The sequence below is a fragment of the Pedobacter indicus genome, from assembly GCF_003449035.1.
Lineage (GTDB): Bacteria > Bacteroidota > Bacteroidia > Sphingobacteriales > Sphingobacteriaceae > Albibacterium > Albibacterium indicum.
Map to the genome: position 1 here is coordinate 181,990 of NZ_QRGB01000001.1, position 16,246 is coordinate 198,235.

The 16,246-nt window shown below is 41.1% G+C and carries 13 protein-coding genes; 7 read left to right on the forward strand and 6 right to left on the reverse strand.

The genetic code is table 11. The annotated features are described in order from the left end of the window. Positions 1 to 196 precede the first annotated feature (196 nt). The 4 genes from ileS (at position 197) to acnA (ending at position 7,513) form a co-directional block, all read left to right on the forward strand. Positions 197 to 3,610, forward strand: a complete 3,414-nt coding sequence (ileS, locus tag D3P12_RS00975) for an isoleucine--tRNA ligase (RefSeq protein WP_118193237.1) — start codon at positions 197 to 199, stop codon at positions 3,608 to 3,610. A gap of 3 nt (positions 3,611 to 3,613) precedes the next feature. Next, a complete protein-coding gene (locus D3P12_RS00980; protein ID WP_205941045.1) occupies positions 3,614 to 4,000 on the forward strand; it encodes a TraR/DksA family transcriptional regulator in 387 nt (128 codons plus the stop codon). Between the two features lie 20 nt (positions 4,001 to 4,020). Then, complete coding sequence (locus D3P12_RS00985) at positions 4,021 to 4,671, forward strand: lipoprotein signal peptidase (RefSeq protein WP_118193239.1); 651 nt, start codon at positions 4,021 to 4,023, stop codon at positions 4,669 to 4,671. 106 nt (positions 4,672 to 4,777) lie between these two features. Beyond that, on the forward strand, positions 4,778 to 7,513 hold the full coding sequence (gene acnA / locus D3P12_RS00990; RefSeq protein ID WP_205941046.1) for an aconitate hydratase AcnA: 2,736 nt from the start codon (positions 4,778 to 4,780) through the stop codon (positions 7,511 to 7,513). Between the two features lie 66 nt (positions 7,514 to 7,579). On the opposite strand, the gene serS is transcribed toward acnA, so the two are convergent. Further along, a complete protein-coding gene (serS, locus tag D3P12_RS00995; protein ID WP_118193241.1) occupies positions 7,580 to 8,851 on the reverse strand; it encodes a serine--tRNA ligase in 1,272 nt (423 codons plus the stop codon). A gap of 59 nt (positions 8,852 to 8,910) precedes the next feature. Here serS and rsmI point away from each other — a divergent pair, with 59 nt between their 5' ends. Genes rsmI through lnt form a run of 3 tightly spaced genes read left to right on the forward strand, consistent with a single transcriptional unit; the run spans position 8,911 to position 11,880 of the window. Continuing rightward, the gene (gene rsmI, locus D3P12_RS01000) at positions 8,911 to 9,594 is read left to right on the forward strand and encodes a 16S rRNA (cytidine(1402)-2'-O)-methyltransferase (RefSeq protein ID WP_118193242.1); all 684 of its coding nucleotides are present in this window, start codon (positions 8,911 to 8,913) and stop codon (positions 9,592 to 9,594) included. Positions 9,595 to 9,634: 40 nt separating this feature from the next. Continuing rightward, positions 9,635 to 10,246 carry a PH domain-containing protein gene (locus tag D3P12_RS01005; protein WP_118193243.1) on the forward strand — a complete coding sequence of 204 codons (612 nt, stop codon included), beginning with the start codon at positions 9,635 to 9,637 and terminating at the stop codon, positions 10,244 to 10,246. A 2-nt stretch (positions 10,247 to 10,248) separates the two neighbouring features. Further along, positions 10,249 to 11,880: an apolipoprotein N-acyltransferase gene (lnt, locus tag D3P12_RS01010; protein WP_118193244.1), complete on the forward strand. Its 1,632-nt coding sequence runs from the start codon at positions 10,249 to 10,251 to the stop codon at positions 11,878 to 11,880. Here lnt and D3P12_RS01015 read toward each other — a convergent pair. From D3P12_RS01015 to atpG, 5 genes are all read right to left on the reverse strand, one after another. After that, positions 11,867 to 13,465, reverse strand: coding sequence for an NAD+ synthase (locus D3P12_RS01015; RefSeq protein ID WP_118193245.1), 1,599 nt, complete (start codon positions 13,463 to 13,465; stop codon positions 11,867 to 11,869). The genes lnt and D3P12_RS01015 overlap by 14 nt on opposite strands. A gap of 10 nt (positions 13,466 to 13,475) precedes the next feature. Next, entirely contained in the window at positions 13,476 to 14,129 is a 654-nt protein-coding gene (locus tag D3P12_RS01020; RefSeq protein WP_118193246.1) for an outer membrane beta-barrel protein, read from the reverse strand. Positions 14,130 to 14,223: 94 nt separating this feature from the next. Next, positions 14,224 to 14,877, reverse strand: a complete 654-nt coding sequence (locus D3P12_RS01025; protein ID WP_118193247.1) for a hypothetical protein — start codon at positions 14,875 to 14,877, stop codon at positions 14,224 to 14,226. A 150-nt stretch (positions 14,878 to 15,027) separates the two neighbouring features. Further along, a complete protein-coding gene (locus D3P12_RS01030) occupies positions 15,028 to 15,246 on the reverse strand; it encodes a hypothetical protein (protein WP_118193248.1) in 219 nt (72 codons plus the stop codon). 111 nt (positions 15,247 to 15,357) lie between these two features. Continuing rightward, positions 15,358 to 16,242 (reverse strand): ATP synthase F1 subunit gamma, encoded by an 885-nt coding sequence (gene atpG, locus D3P12_RS01035; protein ID WP_118193249.1) that lies wholly within the window; start codon positions 16,240 to 16,242, stop codon positions 15,358 to 15,360. Between the last annotated feature and the right edge of the window lie 4 nt (positions 16,243 to 16,246).

Genomic DNA, 16,246 nt, shown 5'->3' on the forward strand with positions numbered 1-16,246 from the left:
TCAATTAATTCCCAATTGATTCCCAATTCTTCCCGTTCATTGACCCAAAAATAGGGACTAAATAGGTATAGAATAGATATCAAATCATCGTTCATCCAGAACAAGGTCTAGACGACTCCATGTATACCTCTCCCCATTTCCATATTAATCATTTATTCTTAACTTTGCATCCTCAATTTTAAGATGCAAATACTTGATGTACAAAGAATATAAACAATTAAACCTTTCAGAAATCGGGAAAGAGATTCTGAATAACTGGAAAGCCAATAAGATTTTCGAAAAGAGTATAACAAACCGACCCTCTTCTAAACCTTATACATTCTATGAAGGACCTCCGTCTGCCAATGGAATGCCTGGCATCCACCATGTTATGGCCAGAACCATCAAGGATATTTTTTGCAGATATAAGACCTTAAAAGGTTTCCAAGTCGAGAGGAAAGGAGGCTGGGACACACACGGACTACCGATTGAACTTGCTGTCGAAAAAACACTCGGAATTACGAAAGAGGATATTGGCAAAACCATCACAGTTGCAGAGTATAATGAGCATTGCCGTAAAGAAGTGATGAAATATACGGATGTGTGGAATGACCTCACTGAGAAAATGGGTTATTGGGTTGATCTCGAAGACCCATACATAACATACAAAAATGAATACATCGAAACGTTATGGTATATTTTAAAAGAATTCTATAAAAAGGGGTATTTATATAAGGGTTATACCATTCAGCCTTTTTCACCGGCCGCGGGTACCGGATTAAGCTCTCATGAGTTAAACCAACCGGGCACCTATAAAATGGTCAGAGATACTACGATTGTCGCAGAGTTCCGGGTTCGTAGAGATCAAATACATCCGTTACTAAATAGAATATTTGCATACGAGGAGGAAGATACAGCATTTATTGCTTGGACCACAACTCCGTGGACGCTTCCGGGAAACTCAGCGCTGGTAGTTGGAAAAAATATTTCCTATGTAAAAATACAAACGTTCAACCCATATACACATTTACCGGTTAGTGTTATTCTAGCCAAGGATCTAATTGGGAAATTTTTCAAAAAAGAAGCTAAAAACCAAGATTTCAAAGCATACCAAGCTGGCGATAAATTAATACCCTGGGAGATAGTAGACGAATTCCTAGGCAGCGAACTCGTGAACTTACGTTACCATCAACTAATGCCGTATGTAAGCTCACCAGAAATAGAAGAGCAAGCATTCCGTGTGATTTCGGGTGATTTTGTTAGTACAGAAGACGGTACAGGTATTGTACACGCATCTCCAACGTTTGGCGCGGATGACTTTAGAGTATGTCGGGAAAATAACATTCCGCCGATCATCGTAAAGGATGAGAACGGAAAGGACTTGCCTATCGTCGATCGCCAAGGAAGATTCGTAAAAGAAATCACCGACTATGCTGAACGTTTTGTTAAGGAAGAATACTATCCTGACGATATTCGCAATGCATCTGATTTTAAGCCTACAGATGTCCTGATTGCTATCCAATTAAAAGAACAAAACAAAGCTTTTGAAGTAAAACGCTATGAACACAGTTATCCACATTGCTGGCGAACAGACAAACCGGTTTTATATTACCCGCTCGATAGCTGGTTTATAAAAACAACGGCTGTAAAAGACCAGTTGGTAGCATTAAACAATACCATCAACTGGAAACCAGAAGCTACGGGCTCGGGTCGCTTCGGCAATTGGCTCGAAAATCTCGTGGATTGGAACCTCTCCCGTTCTAGATATTGGGGAACACCCCTGCCTATCTGGCGGAGCGAGGACGAAAAGCAAGAAATTTGTCTCGGATCCATCACTGAATTAAAGGCTAGAATCAAAACAAGTCTTGAAGCTACAGTGATTAATGCAAATGAGAGAGCGGTGCTGGAGGACTATCTGACAAAGATAGATGAAAACAACTTTGACCTGCACCGTCCTTATGTTGATAATCTGGTGCTTGTTTCAGATGATGGACAAAAATTATTCAGAGAACCAGATCTAATCGACGTATGGTTCGATTCGGGTGCTATGCCCTACGCACAATGGGGAATTGACCCTGAAAAACTAGCGAAAGGCGAAAAAAACCCATTTAAAGCGGGTTTTGATCTTGCTTATCCGGCTGATTTTATCGCTGAAGGGGTCGACCAGACACGCGGCTGGTTCTTTACCCTTCATACAATATCAACGATGCTCAATGGGTCTGTGGCTTTTAAAAATGTAGTTTCTAACGGACTCGTTCTTGATAAGAATGGGAACAAAATGTCTAAACGTTTAGGCAATGCAGTAGACCCGTTTGTTACCATCGAAAAACACAGTGCAGACGCTACCCGTTGGTATATGATCAGCAATGCGGCGCCTTGGGACAATCTAAAGTTCAACGAAGAAAGCCTGGATGAAGTTCGCCGAAAGTTTTTCGGAACTTTATACAATACGTATTCGTTTTTCGCCCTCTATGCCAATATCGATAAGTTCAGTTATTCAGAAAAAGAGATCCCTTTTCAGGATCGCCCGGAAATTGACCAGTGGATCATTTCTCTTCTCAATACCCTAAGCATCGAGGTGGATCAGTATTATGCTGATTTCGAACCGACAAAAGCAGCACGGGCGATACAAAATTTTGTCGACGAAAATCTGAGCAATTGGTACGTCCGCTTGTCCAGACGCCGTTTCTGGAAAGGTGATTATTCGAACGACAAGATATCGGCCTATCAAACACTCTATACTTGTCTGGTTACCGTTTCTAAGCTAATCTCACCGATCGCCCCTTTCTTTAGTGACCGGTTGTTTAAAGATCTTAATTCAGTCACAAACAAAGAGAACGTTGAATCGGTTCACCTTTCCGACTACCCGGAAGGAAATAAAGGTTTAATTGATTCGCAGCTCGAAGAGCGAATGAAACTAGCTCAGGATATTTCGTCATTGGTACTCTCGTTAAGAAAGAAAACCGGTATCAATGTCCGACAACCCTTGAACAAAACACTTCTTCCTGTTTTAGATAATCTGTTCGAGAAAAAAGTAGAAAGCGTAAAAGATTTAATCCTTTCTGAAACAAATATCAAGCATATTGAATATATTCAAGACACTGAAGGAATTATCACAAAGAAGATAAAACCCAATTTTAAAGCATTAGGGCCAAAAGTCGGCAAAGACATGAAGCTCGTTAGTTCGGCAATTTCTAAACTCGATTCTCACCAGATCCGAACATTGGAAAATGAGGGTCTATTGAAGCTTCCCGAAACTGAATATACTATCGGGTTAGACGATGTAGAAATCATTGCGGAGGATGTAGAGGGTTGGCAAGTAGCAAATCTCGGGAAATTAACCGTGGCGCTGGATGTTAACATCTCCCCCGAATTAAAACAGGAAGGAATTGCCCGGGAATTGATAAACCGCATTCAAAACATACGAAAAAGTCAGGGTTTAGAGGTTACGGATAAAATAATTGTTAAGATTAGCGGAGAAACAGAGTTCGCGGAAGCAGTTGAGAACAATTTAGCCTATATTTGCAACGAAATTCTCGCAAGCGATATTATATTCGATAGTAGCTTGGTAAACGGAGAGAAAGTAATTATTGAAGATAAACAACTTAGAATAAATATTGTAAAGAAATAAATCATGGATAACAAAGAAAAAACACGGTATAGCGATAGTGAGCTGAAAGAATTTAAAGACATCATCACCGAAAAGATCAGGGTAGCCAAAGAAGAGCTGGCAGCGTTAACTCAATCTCTTAGTAGCCCGAATAGCAATGGAACTGATGACACGGCTGGCACGTTCAAAACGCTTGAGGATGGTTCGGCAACCTTAGAGAAAGAGCAAATTAACCAATTAGCTGCCCGTCAGAAGAAATTCATCGAAGGTCTGGAAGCTGCTTTGGTTCGTATTGAAAATAAAACCTACGGAATTTGCAGGGTTACTGGAAAACTAATTCCTAAAGAACGTTTACGCGCTGTACCACATGCTACATTGAGCATGGAAGCGAAATTAAACCAACGAAATTAGAGTTTCTTGTCCACAATCTTATGAAAGGATTCACCAAACCCCTTTTTCTAATTATAGGCACGCTATTACTTGACCAAATCCTTAAATTTTGGATCAAGTTGAATATGACTTTAGGTCAGGAGTTTCATATCATTAAGGATCGGGTAATCATCCACTTTACTGAGAACAACGGCATGGCCTTCGGCTTAGAATTGGGTGGTGAAACCGGGAAGCTGGCGTTATCATTGTTTAGGATCATTGCTATTATTGCCATAGCATATGGGCTCTATCACATGATACGCCACAAATACCACCGGGGATTAATAATGAATGTTTCATTGATCTTTGCTGGTGCAGTAGGGAACATTATCGATTCGGTGTTTTACGGCGTAATCTTCAGTGAGAGCACTTGGTATACAAAAGCTGCGCTCTTTCCTGCGGAAGGCGGATACTCGAGTTTCCTTCATGGAAAGGTTGTGGATATGTTTTACTTTCCTATCATTAGCGGGAATTTCCCATCTTGGTTGCCGCTTTGGGGTGGACAAGATTTTGTATTCTTCAGACCTGTTTTTAACTTGGCTGACACCGCCATTTCAGTTGGGGTAATCCTTATCTTACTCGGTCAAAAAAGATACTTCAAAGAAGATATTCCATCAACCACCAATTTCAACAATGAGATTGTAGAGGATTAAACCTGCACCTTCTTTTTATTTTAAATTCTTGTTTTCTTAAAAATAGCTGTTTTGTAAACAAATTTCAGTAAATTGGATTATAACTAATAATATTAAATCCAAAACCATGAAACAGAAAATAGCTTCTCTTAAAAAGCTTCAAGAAGAAGGGAAAAACATCCACAGACTCCCTTTCTCAATTCGGATCTTGCTTGAAAATGTTTTAAGAAATCATGACGGCTTTGCTATTACAGACGACCATCTTGATACGCTCGTTCATTGGGATGCAAACGGCACGGATAAAGATATTCCATTTAAACCAGCCAGGGTTCTTATGCAAGACTTTACTGGGGTACCTGCGGTCGTTGACATCACATCCATACGGGCTGAGTTTATAAGAAAAGGCGGAAATGGGGCAAAAATAAATCCCGCAATTCCAGTCGATCTAGTTATTGACCATTCAGTTCAGGTAGATTATTTCGGAACCGATTATTCTTATCAAAAAAATGTTGAATTAGAATATGAAAGAAATGCCGAACGCTATCAACTGTTAAAATGGGCACAGCAAGGACTTACCAACATGACAGTCGTGCCTCCGGGCATGGGAATCTGTCATCAGGTTAACCTCGAGTATTTAGCGAAGGGGGTCGTAGAACGTGACGGCTGGGCCTTCCCTGATACTTTAGTTGGTACCGACTCTCACACGCCCATGGTCAATGGTATCGGTGTTCTCGGTTGGGGAGTTGGTGGCATCGAAGCGGAAGCAGCTATGCTAGACCAACCCGTGTATTTTACCTGCCCACAGGTAGTCGGATTGAAACTTACCGGGGAAATCCCCGCAGGTTGTACTGCGACGGACATGGTTCTTTCAATAACTAAAATACTGAGAGATACGGGTGTGGTAGGAAAGTTCGTCGAAGTATTTGGTGACGGCCTCAACAAATTAACTGTAACGGATCGGGCCACTATCTCTAATATGTCACCTGAATTCGGATGTACGGTTACTTATTTCCCAATAGATGACCAGACACTCGACTATATGGAACGTACGAATCGATCGCAAGAGCAGATTGATTTAGTACGGGAGTATTGTCAGGAAAATATGCTTTGGCGCACCGGAAATGAAGAAATAGAATATTCCAAGGTTGTTGAACTTGATCTAAATACGCTAGAGCCAACGGTGGCAGGACCGAAACGTCCGCAAGATAAAATTCTCGTAAAGGAACTTGATAAAAGTTTCTCTTCCATACTTAAAAGTGACTTCCAAAGAAACTATGTTCCCTTCGACGATCGCCGGGAACATGCTTGGCTAAACGAAGGAGGTTCGGGAACTCAGTACGTTCGTGACAAAAACGATCATCACGAAAATACGTTGACGATCGAACCAAACAGCTTGCGATCGGTTAAAATCAAACTAAAAAATGGCGAATATCGACTGAGCGATGGCAGCATTGTGATTGCAGCCATTACCAGTTGTACAAATACATCGAACCCGAGTGTGATGGTCGGAGCAGGCCTGGTTGCGAGGAAAGCGGTAGAAAAAGGCTTGCGCACACGGTCGTGGGTAAAAACAAGTCTGGCACCGGGATCTAAAGTTGTTACGAAATACCTAGATCGATCGGGTCTATCGGCCGACTTAGAAGCGCTGCGCTTCCATACGGTAGGTTATGGATGTACATCCTGCATCGGCAATAGCGGACCCTTGCCACGCCATATAGCAGAAGCGGTTGATAATAGTGAGATGATTGTCGCATCCGTATTATCCGGAAACAGAAATTTTGAAGCACGGGTTCACCCACAGGTTAAAATGAACTTCTTGATGTCACCTATGCTGGTTGTTGCTTATGCATTAATTGGTCGGGTCGATGTTAATCTCCTCGAACATCCATTATCGTATGACCCGAACGGCGACCCGGTATACTTAAAAGATATCTGGCCTACCCAAGACGAGATTAACAGAACGATCAAAGAAGCAATGCGAAAGGAAGATTTCAAAGAAGTCTATGATGTGATTTTTGATGGTGAGGAAGAATGGCAGAAGCTTGCGGCTCCGGAAGGAAAAGAGTTTATATGGGATAATTCATCAACCTACATTCGCGAAGCACCGTTCTTCCAAAACATGTCACATGAACCTACACCATTAACAGATATCGAAAATGCACGCGTCCTTCTCTTTCTTGGTGACTCAGTGACAACCGATCATATATCACCAGCTGGCTCTTTCAACGAAGAAAGTGCCGCGGGGAAATATCTTCTTAGCCAGGGTATCGAACGAAAAGATTTCAACTCGTATGGATCACGTCGTGGTAACCATGAAGTCATGATGCGCGGGACTTTTGCGAATGTCCGGATCAAAAATAAAATTACAGACAAAGAAGGCGGTTATTCCACGTATTTCCCGTCGGGTGAAACCCTGACCGTATTTGATACAGCCATGAAATACAAAGAGGACAATACGCCATTGGTTGTTTTAGCTGGAAAAGATTATGGTAGTGGTTCATCAAGAGACTGGGCAGCTAAAGGCTCAAGCTTATTAGGAATCAGAGCGGTGATTGCCGAGAGTTTCGAACGGATTCATAGAAGTAACCTTGTGGGTATGGGTGTTCTACCGATCGAGTTTCCTCCAGGGGGAAGCGCAGAGTCTTTAGGATTATCCGGCAAAGAAGAATTTACGATCACCGGAATTGCGGAAGATCTGAAACCATTCAAAATGGTCAAAGTTTCGGCTAAAAAAGAATCCGGTGAAATCGTTGAATTTGAAGCAAAAGCGAGATTAGACTCTGACATCGACGTCGAATATTTCAAACACGGCGGAATTCTCCAATACGTTCTTCGAAGCTACCTGAAACAATCAGAAAATTAAGCTTCATACAGAAAGAGCCGTGTAGTTACTAAACACGGCTCTTTTTTATAAAATTTTGACAACTATTTAGTCAATAAAATCAAAACGGGTGTAGGGTCTTAATACATCCGGAATAGCAACACCTTTATCTGTTTGAAAATTCTCAAGTATCGCAGCGACAATCCGTGGTAGAGCCAACGCGCTTCCATTTAACGTATGAGCTAATTGCATCTTACCGTTTTCCCCCTTAAAGCGTACCTTTAAACGGTTACTTTGATAAGTTTCAAAGTTAGAAACTGATGAGACTTCCAACCAACGTTTTTGTGCAGCGCTCCACACCTCCATATCATAGGTTAGCGCTGAAGTAAATCCCATATCCCCTCCACAAAGCCGTAAAACTCGGTATTTCAAACCCAGCTTTTGCAGCAGCGTCTGTACGTAGGAGCTCATCTCTTCAAGTGTATCATACGATCTGGCGGGATGAACGATCTGTACCAGTTCAACCTTATCAAACTGATGCAACCTGTTCAATCCACGCACATGCGCCCCGTAAGAACCTGCCTCCCTCCTAAAGCAGGGCGTATAAGCACAGTGTTTTATAGGAAAGCTTTCTTCTTGCACGATTGTGTCCCGATAAATATTTGTCACCGGCACTTCCGCTGTTGGTATAAGGTATAGATTGTCCTCGCCAATATAGTACATCTGGCCTTCTTTATCGGGCAATTGCCCTGTTCCGAAACCGGAAGCTTCATTGATTACTATAGGGGGTTGTATCTCGTAATAACCCGCTTTATCTGCTTCATCCAGAAAGAAATTGATCAAAGCCCGTTGAAGCTTCGCCCCTTTACCTTTGTAAAGTGGGAAACCTGCCCCTGAAATTTTCGTTCCAGTTTCAAAGTCAATAATACCATATTTAACAGCGAGTTCCCAATGCGGCAAAGCCTCCTGCTGCAAGTCGGGTTCATCGCCGTATTGCAAAACCACCTCGTTATCTTCCGCAGTCAGACCTGCAGGCACGGAATCATGTGGCAAGTTAGGTATCGTTACCAAGAGATCTTGGAAGTCCTCTTCCAGTTTGTTAAGTTGTTCCGCGAAACTTTTTATTTGTTCCTTAAAATTCACAGAGCTTTGTTTGACAACCTCTGCTTCATCACGCTTTCCCTGACGCATCAATTCGCCAATCTCTCGTGCTGCCGCGTTTGCCTGTGCCGCCAGATTATCCGATTCCGATTGAAGAGATCGCTTTTGCTCATCCAAAGCAATTAATTCATCGATTTTACCAAGCTCCTTAAAGCCGCGCTTATTCAAAGCTTCGATAACTTTTTCTTTGTTTTCTCGGATATAACTAATCTGCAACATATATTTGTGTTTTATGGCAAAGATAATAGTTAATAAATAAATCTATTAAAAAAAACAAAATGCTCTACCTTGTTCCAACACCTATCGGCAACTTAGAAGATATAACCCATCGTGCCATACGGATATTGAAAGAGGTGGATATTATTTTGGCCGAGGACACACGCACGAGTGCACCGTTACTAAAGCATTTTGGAATCGAGAAGAGAGTACTCTCTCACCACCAGCATAATGAACATAAAGCGGTAGCGGAAATTATAAAATTCTTAAAAGAAGGCCAGGATGTCGCTTTAATTTCAGATGCAGGCACACCAGCCATCTCTGATCCAGGTTATCTGCTTGTACGGGAAGCGATAAAAAACAATGTTGAAGTAATCTGCCTGCCGGGACCAACAGCTTTTGTTCCTGCATTGGTTAATTCTGGTCTGCCGAATGATCGCTTCGTATTTGAAGGTTTCTTACCGATTAAGAAAGGACGGCAAACCAGATTAAAGGCTTTAATCAACGAAGAGCGAACCTTGATATTCTATGAATCACCTCATCGAATCGTCAAAACGTTGAACGATCTTGCTGAGTATTTCGGGGGAGAGCGACCGGCTTCTGTATCCCGGGAAATCAGCAAACTGTACGAAGAGACTGTCAGAGGTAGTATCGAAGAGTTGCTTCACCATTTCCAATCGACTAATATTAAGGGTGAATTTGTAATTTGTGTCCAGGGATCTATCAGTAGAAATAAAAAAGATTGAGCCAAAATAGGTATATTAGTCACGCATTATTTATACGAAAATGAATATAGATCGTTATATCAATGAAGAGCAAGACCCTAAAACGGTTGAAAAGATTCTGGGCAAGCTACAGGACATACTCGATTCAGGAGAACTGGTAACTTATATAGCTGTTCAAAAAAAACCTGCTGTAAACCTTCTTCCTGACTCGATCGTTTTAACCAATAAACGTATTTTCCTATGCGAAGCCACCAACCTCGGCCTGAGTACGAATTTTGAAATCTTTCATTGGAACGAGCTTAAAACCATTACCTTCAAAGAGGAGTTTTTTGGCGCGAAGTTTACCATTGTGCCAACCGACGATGAGAACTTAACGGTTGATTACATTCCGAAAGTACAAGCCAGGAAGCTTTATCAATTCGCAAAAGAAGCCATGGCAAAGCAACAAGAACAAGAACGTTTGCATGAGGATAAACATCCTGTCACTGACGATACCGACCGGGACACAGCCTACCAAAATTTCAAGTTAATGCCAGAAGAAGAGCCCCTACTTAAAGAGGAAGAAGACGAACTTACCATGAAATTAAAGAAGTTGAAAACTCTTTATGATAAACAGTTAATAACCCAAGAAGAATACAATAGTAAGAAGCAAGACCTATTAAGCCAGCTATAATCGTGAAAAACAACTATCTACTAGCTTTACTAAGTGGCTTCTTGCTCTGGCTAGCCTGGCCACCATTAAACTACACGACTCCGCTGTTATTTATTGCTTTTATTCCACTACTCTTCGCGTTGGAAGAGATTATGCGTGGCTCTTATCAAAAGAAGGGTAAAAAAATATTTCTGACTGCGGGCATTACATGCCTTTTCTGGAACACAGCAAGTATCTATTGGGTGTTTAACGCCGTTAATGAAATCATGCCAACTGTAATTGCCGCATTGATTTCCCTCATCCCTTTTGGCCTCGGGGCCATGCTCATGGCTATTGCGTTCCGCTTATATTATCAATTAAGAAAGAAATACAGCTACACCATCGCTGCGGCAGGGTTAATTTCTTTTTGGATTGCTTATGAGCTCCTGCATCAGAGCTGGGACCTTTCATTCCCGTGGATGAATTTAGGGAATGGTTTTGCGGGATTCCATCAGCTAGTGCAATGGTATGAATATACGGGCGTGTATGGTGGCACTATATGGGTGTGGCTTAGCAATCTTATTCTCTTCCAAATTCTATATACCTACCGGCTCAATAATAAGAGGAACAAAATTGCGCAAAAAGGCATTATTATGCCTCTCGTCTGGTTGGCTATTATTATTATCCCATCTGTATTGTCAATTACCCGGTATGTAGGCTACGAGGAACATACAAATCCGGCCGAAGTTGTTGTCGTTCAACCGAACGTCGAACCGTACAACAAATACACAACAATGACAGTTGAGGATCAGATTAACAACCTTATCCGTTTGTCAGATTCTATAGCCCAACCTAACACAGAATTCTTTATCTGGCCCGAAACGGCCATTTCGGAATTGACCAACGAAGAAACAATACATACATCCCGAGTCTTTATCAGATTACAAGATTTCCTAAATCGTTACAAAAACGGCAACATCCTATCAGGCATCGAGAGTTACCTGATCTATGATTCAGCGAAAACAAGCTCGGCACGCCCGTTGGAAAACGGTATGTATTGGGATGCGTTCAATGCCGCCGTTTTATTAGAGAACACAGGCAAAGTTCAGTTTTATCACAAGTCGAAGTTAGTTCCTGGTGTTGAAAAAATGCCCTTCCGGGAATCTTTATCTTTTATGACTCCATTATTTTCAGCATTCGGAGGGGCAACAGGGGCTTATGGATCACAGGAAGAACCATCCGTTTTTTACGCTCAGAGCGGAATCGGGGCCGCCCCTGTCATCTGTTACGAATCGATTTGGGGTGACTATGTCGGCGAATATATTCAGAAAGGGGCGCAATTTATCGCTATCGTTACTAATGATGGCTGGTGGGGCAATACCTCTGGTAAAGATCAACACGTAGTATATGCAAAGCTCCGAGCTATCGAAAACAGACGATGGGTAGCACGTTCAGCCAATACCGGCATTTCGGCATTTATTAACCAACGTGGAGACATTGTCCAACATACCAATTGGTGGGAGCCTACCGCTTTAAAACAGGAAATCAACCTAAACGAAGAGCTTACATTCTATACCAAACATGGAGATTATCTTGCCTATATCGGTATAGGAGCGAGTTTTATTTTTCTTGTTCTGATCCTTATCAAATTAAGAAAGACGCCTAGCCAAACTTAGCTACCAACGGTAAGTTTAATCCGCTTCCGAATGCGCGGGGCGATACCCGTAAGGCTGGAGGTGTCTGAAACAGCTTGAATCCGACGCGGCTCATCAAGCGAACGATCCTGTCAACTTCATCTTCGTCGTGTCCTAAAGCAACTATTTGAGAACGGGTAAGGTTTTTTTCAATTAATAGATATAAAATCGGATCCAATACGTCATATAAAGGCAAACTATCGCTATCTTTTTGTCCAGGTTTGAGCTCAGCGGAAGGAGGTTTACTAATTGCATGTTCAGGGATAAGCTCTCGGTCGCGATTAATGTAATGAGCTAGTTGAAAGACTTGGGTCTTGTAAACGTCTCCTAAAACGCTAAGCGACCCAATCAAATCGCCATATAAGGTTCCATACCCCATAGCGGCTTCGCTTTTGTTTGATGTATTTAAAACAATGTAACCCTGCTTATTTGATATGGCCATCAAAATAACTGCGCGCACCCTCGCTTGTATATTCTGCTCAGTCAAGTCTACATCGGAATCATCTACATCCTGAAAAACGGGGTCTAACGTCGCCATAAAAGCATCAAATCCGCCCTTAATAGGGACGATTTCATATTCAAAGCCCAAATTATTAGCGAGGTCTTCGGCATCCTTTACAGAATGTCCGGTTGAGTACATAGAGGGCATCAGGATACCTTTAACGTTTTCCGGACCCAGAGCTTGGCATGCCAATGCGGCAACGATCGACGAATCAATACCTCCTGACAGTCCGATTAGCGCCTTTTGCAAACCATTCTTTTGGAAATAGTCTTTTATTCCTAAGACCAAAGCCTCGTATATTAACTCGACTTCGGTAAAGTGACCTTCCCTGAGCGGTTGCAAAGATTTAATAGATTTTTCTTCCAGTCTAAAGAGTTTAAAATCTTCTTGAAAAGCATGGAGCTCATCTGCATATTCTTCCTTAGAATGAACAATCAATGATCGCCCGTCAAATATTAACTGTCCTTGAGCGCCGATTTGATTGAGTTCAACAATGCCGACTCCTAACTGTTTAGATGTTTCTCTCAATCTTTCTTTCCGTTGTTCATGTTCAACGTATGAAAAAGGATAATTTTTTAACGAAATTATAAAATCAACTGCGTGACCATGCGGATTGTCTAACATATCCTCAAGAGTTAATAGAATCGTACTGCCTTTTACTTCGATGAGGTCCGCGCCGCTTCCTCGTGAGAAGTAAGGAGTTTCCATGATCAAGCCCTGATCACGAAGTTTCTGTTTAGAAATTACCTTTTTAATCTCCCCTTTACTGATAAATAATGCTGCATTATAAAGGAGTCCTGAATCGTCTTCACGATAGGGGGCGCCAATAATACAATCAATAGATGAACAAGCGTTCGCTATTTCGCCGATAGCTTCATCCACTTGGTCAAGGAATGTATCTGACTTCAGTAAATCCAGCGCTGGTGTTCCTCCAACAGCCAATTCCGAAAAGACAATCAGATCGGCACCCTGTGCATAGGCAATTTGGATGGATTCAATGATCTTCTTGGTGTTGACAACGAAATCCGCGATCTTAAAATTTAGCTGTGAAATAGCAAAGTTCATATGATGTATATTAAAAGAAAATAGCAAAGTTAAAAGCCAGATAGGAATCTTTAGGCTTTCCATAACCGTCATCCAGAATTTCCGTAAACCCATTATTGAATGTTAGCCCAGTTACCATACTTAATTTATGATCCAACTGCCATTCGATACCCCCGCCAATTGCCAAACCTAGACGAAAAGTCTTAGCATCAAACTCTTCTCGTCCCATATCTTCAACCTCCTTATCACCTGCTATTTTCACTCCTCCCGTAAATCCGAATTGACCATAGTAACTTCGATAATAACGCTGTGTACTTTTTAATTTAACTCCGAATGGAACCTCTACATACTGCGTCTTATAGGTAGTCGACAATTGATCAGGACCAACGTCTACGGTCGATTTAATATTATTGATAAGAAAACCTGTAGCTAAGTAATAATTCTCCGAGAGACCAAAGTCAGCCAGTAGTCCATATCCATATCCAATCTCCCATTTTTTTTCTATATCAACCCCAGTTCCATATCGATGCCAACTCATATTCGGAGCAAAGGTAATCCCTAAACTTACAGGCTTATAAGTATAGGTTGATCCATAATAATCTTGAGCATAGGACTCCCAATGGAAATTAACCAAAAAGAGAAAAACTAGAATAATTTTTGTCGAAAATTTAAAATATGATTTCATTTAAGCCGATATCGATAAATAAAAAACGAATAACATAGTAATTTATATTACTCTCGAACCAAATCTACCAAAAAATCACACTAATATTCGATTATTATTTAGAAAAATCGAAATTAGAAAGCTCATGGATATCGCTTTCCCCATCTATACCGGGAGATCCCGAGTAAACTTGTCCCTGTGGCAGCTGACCGAGCGGTCGTGAGCCCCCTCCGATGCGACTGTAAATATTATATAGATCGCTCCGTGCGTTAACTGAATACCCACCTGCTCTTGTGTCAATTCTCAGATATGTGTCTTGTTTTTCATCAGCTGACTGTGGTTTTACCCCGTCACTAAGATAATTAAATGTCACTGTCCCCCCATCTCCATTCGGATAAGTCCGACTCCCATTGTTCGCATCTCGTCCTCCGGCGAGAACAATCAGTGACCCAAGTTCGTCGAAACGCATCGTTATCTCCATATCTGAGCCGTTATTTTTACCGTCCGTAGCTGAGATATACGCTTTTTTAGGTATAAAAGCGTGCTTTACTTCTAGTGTGACCTCTTTTTTTCCATAGAATTGCAGTGAAGATCGGTCATGCATAATCAATGTGTCGATCACAACATGTTGTATCGAATCAGCTCCCGGTACTCGTTCACGCTTTTTCTTCTTAACCTCTATTTTCGAAATATGCGTTACAGGAACCGATTGCGCGACGACAGCTGTCGCAAGGAATATGTTTATGGTAAGAATAATCAAATATTTCATACATATTAAACACGCCTGAAAACAAAAGGTTTAATCAATTCATTAACATTAAAAACAAAAGATCCTTTTAGAACTATCATTAGAATCTAAAAGGATCTTTGACTAACGGGACAGAGCACGTTATATAAGCCGTATTTTATTGCAGTATCTCTATTTTAGGATACGGAGCACCGTTCTAATAGCAATTACGGATGCAATTATCAATAAAATGTTTGCGATCGATGTAAACAAGAAAGAATCCTGAATGAACCTTACGAATACGCCTGCCATACCAATGGCGATAGCGATAACAAGAGTAACATAATAATGTGTCTGATTAGCATTATTATCAGTTTTTACATGAGGTCTTGGTTCAATTTTCGTATTCATAGCGTTTTATTTGCAACAAAAATACAAAATATTTAAATGATTAGAAATCTTATTCACAACAAAAAAGCCCTCGCGATAAGCAAGGGCTTTTTAGAAATTTTATTACCCAGACTAGCCTTCTGAAAGAGCTGCTGCACCGCTAACAATTTCCGTTAACTCGGTTGTAATAGCCGCCTGTCTTGCCTGGTTATAAGAAAGTTTCAGCGCTTTCAATAGTTCGCCAGCATTTTCTGTTGCTTTATCCATTGCCGTCATTCTCGCACCATGTTCAGATGCATGAGAATCCAAAACAGCTTTATACAATTGTATCTTAATCGATTTTGGGATCAAGTCCTCAGTAATTTTTGCTTTTGAGGGTTCAAATATATAATCCACCTCAGTCTGAGTCTCATCTTCTTCTCGTACAGCTGGTTCTAAAGGCAAGAGTTGTTCAGTCGTCAAAATTTGCACAGCAGCATTCTTAAACTGATTATAGACAATCTCAACCCGATCATAATCACCTTCCACAAAACCCTTCATTACTTCTTCTGTAATAATTGAAGTATTCTCAAAGTTTAATTGCGAAAATAATTCGGTATGGTTGCCAATCATTGCATAGTTAGCCTTAGCGAAATGATCATGCCCACGTTTACCAATAGCAAGAATACTTACGTTTCCTTTTTTATGCTGTTCGCTATACTTTTGAGATATCAACAAATTAGTTGCCTTGATTATTGACGAGTTAAATGCTCCTGCTAAGCCCCTATTTGAGGTAACTACAATAAGTAACACTTTCTCCGGACTCCGATTATCCAGATAAGGAGAAGCATTCCCTTCAATACTAGCTGAAAGGTTTGATAAAATCTCTTTTAATTTAGTGGCATAAGGCCGTAAGTCAACAATCGCATTGGTAGCCCTCTTCAACTTTGCAGCTGAAACCATTTTCATGGCATTTGTGATCTGCTGAGTAGAGGTTACCGATGAGATTCTATTTCTTACTTCTTTTAAATTCGCCATTTCT

Excerpts from the sequence above, each read along its gene's own strand:
- ileS (WP_118193237.1), top strand. The coding sequence starts at position 197 with ATGTACAAAGAATATAAACAATTAAACCTTTCAGAAATCGGGAAAGAG.
- D3P12_RS00980 (WP_205941045.1), top strand. The coding sequence starts at position 3,614 with ATGGATAACAAAGAAAAAACACGGTATAGCGATAGTGAGCTGAAAGAA.
- D3P12_RS00985 (WP_118193239.1), top strand. The coding sequence starts at position 4,021 with ATGAAAGGATTCACCAAACCCCTTTTTCTAATTATAGGCACGCTATTA.
- acnA (WP_205941046.1), top strand. The coding sequence starts at position 4,778 with ATGAAACAGAAAATAGCTTCTCTTAAAAAGCTTCAAGAAGAAGGGAAA.
- serS (WP_118193241.1), bottom strand. The coding sequence starts at position 8,851 with ATGTTGCAGATTAGTTATATCCGAGAAAACAAAGAAAAAGTTATCGAA.
- rsmI (WP_118193242.1), top strand. The coding sequence starts at position 8,911 with ATGCTCTACCTTGTTCCAACACCTATCGGCAACTTAGAAGATATAACC.
- D3P12_RS01005 (WP_118193243.1), top strand. The coding sequence starts at position 9,635 with ATGAATATAGATCGTTATATCAATGAAGAGCAAGACCCTAAAACGGTT.
- D3P12_RS01015 (WP_118193245.1), bottom strand. The coding sequence starts at position 13,465 with ATGAACTTTGCTATTTCACAGCTAAATTTTAAGATCGCGGATTTCGTT.
- D3P12_RS01020 (WP_118193246.1), bottom strand. The coding sequence starts at position 14,129 with ATGAAATCATATTTTAAATTTTCGACAAAAATTATTCTAGTTTTTCTC.
- D3P12_RS01025 (WP_118193247.1), bottom strand. The coding sequence starts at position 14,877 with ATGAAATATTTGATTATTCTTACCATAAACATATTCCTTGCGACAGCT.
- D3P12_RS01030 (WP_118193248.1), bottom strand. The coding sequence starts at position 15,246 with ATGAATACGAAAATTGAACCAAGACCTCATGTAAAAACTGATAATAAT.
- atpG (WP_118193249.1), bottom strand. The coding sequence starts at position 16,242 with ATGGCGAATTTAAAAGAAGTAAGAAATAGAATCTCATCGGTAACCTCT.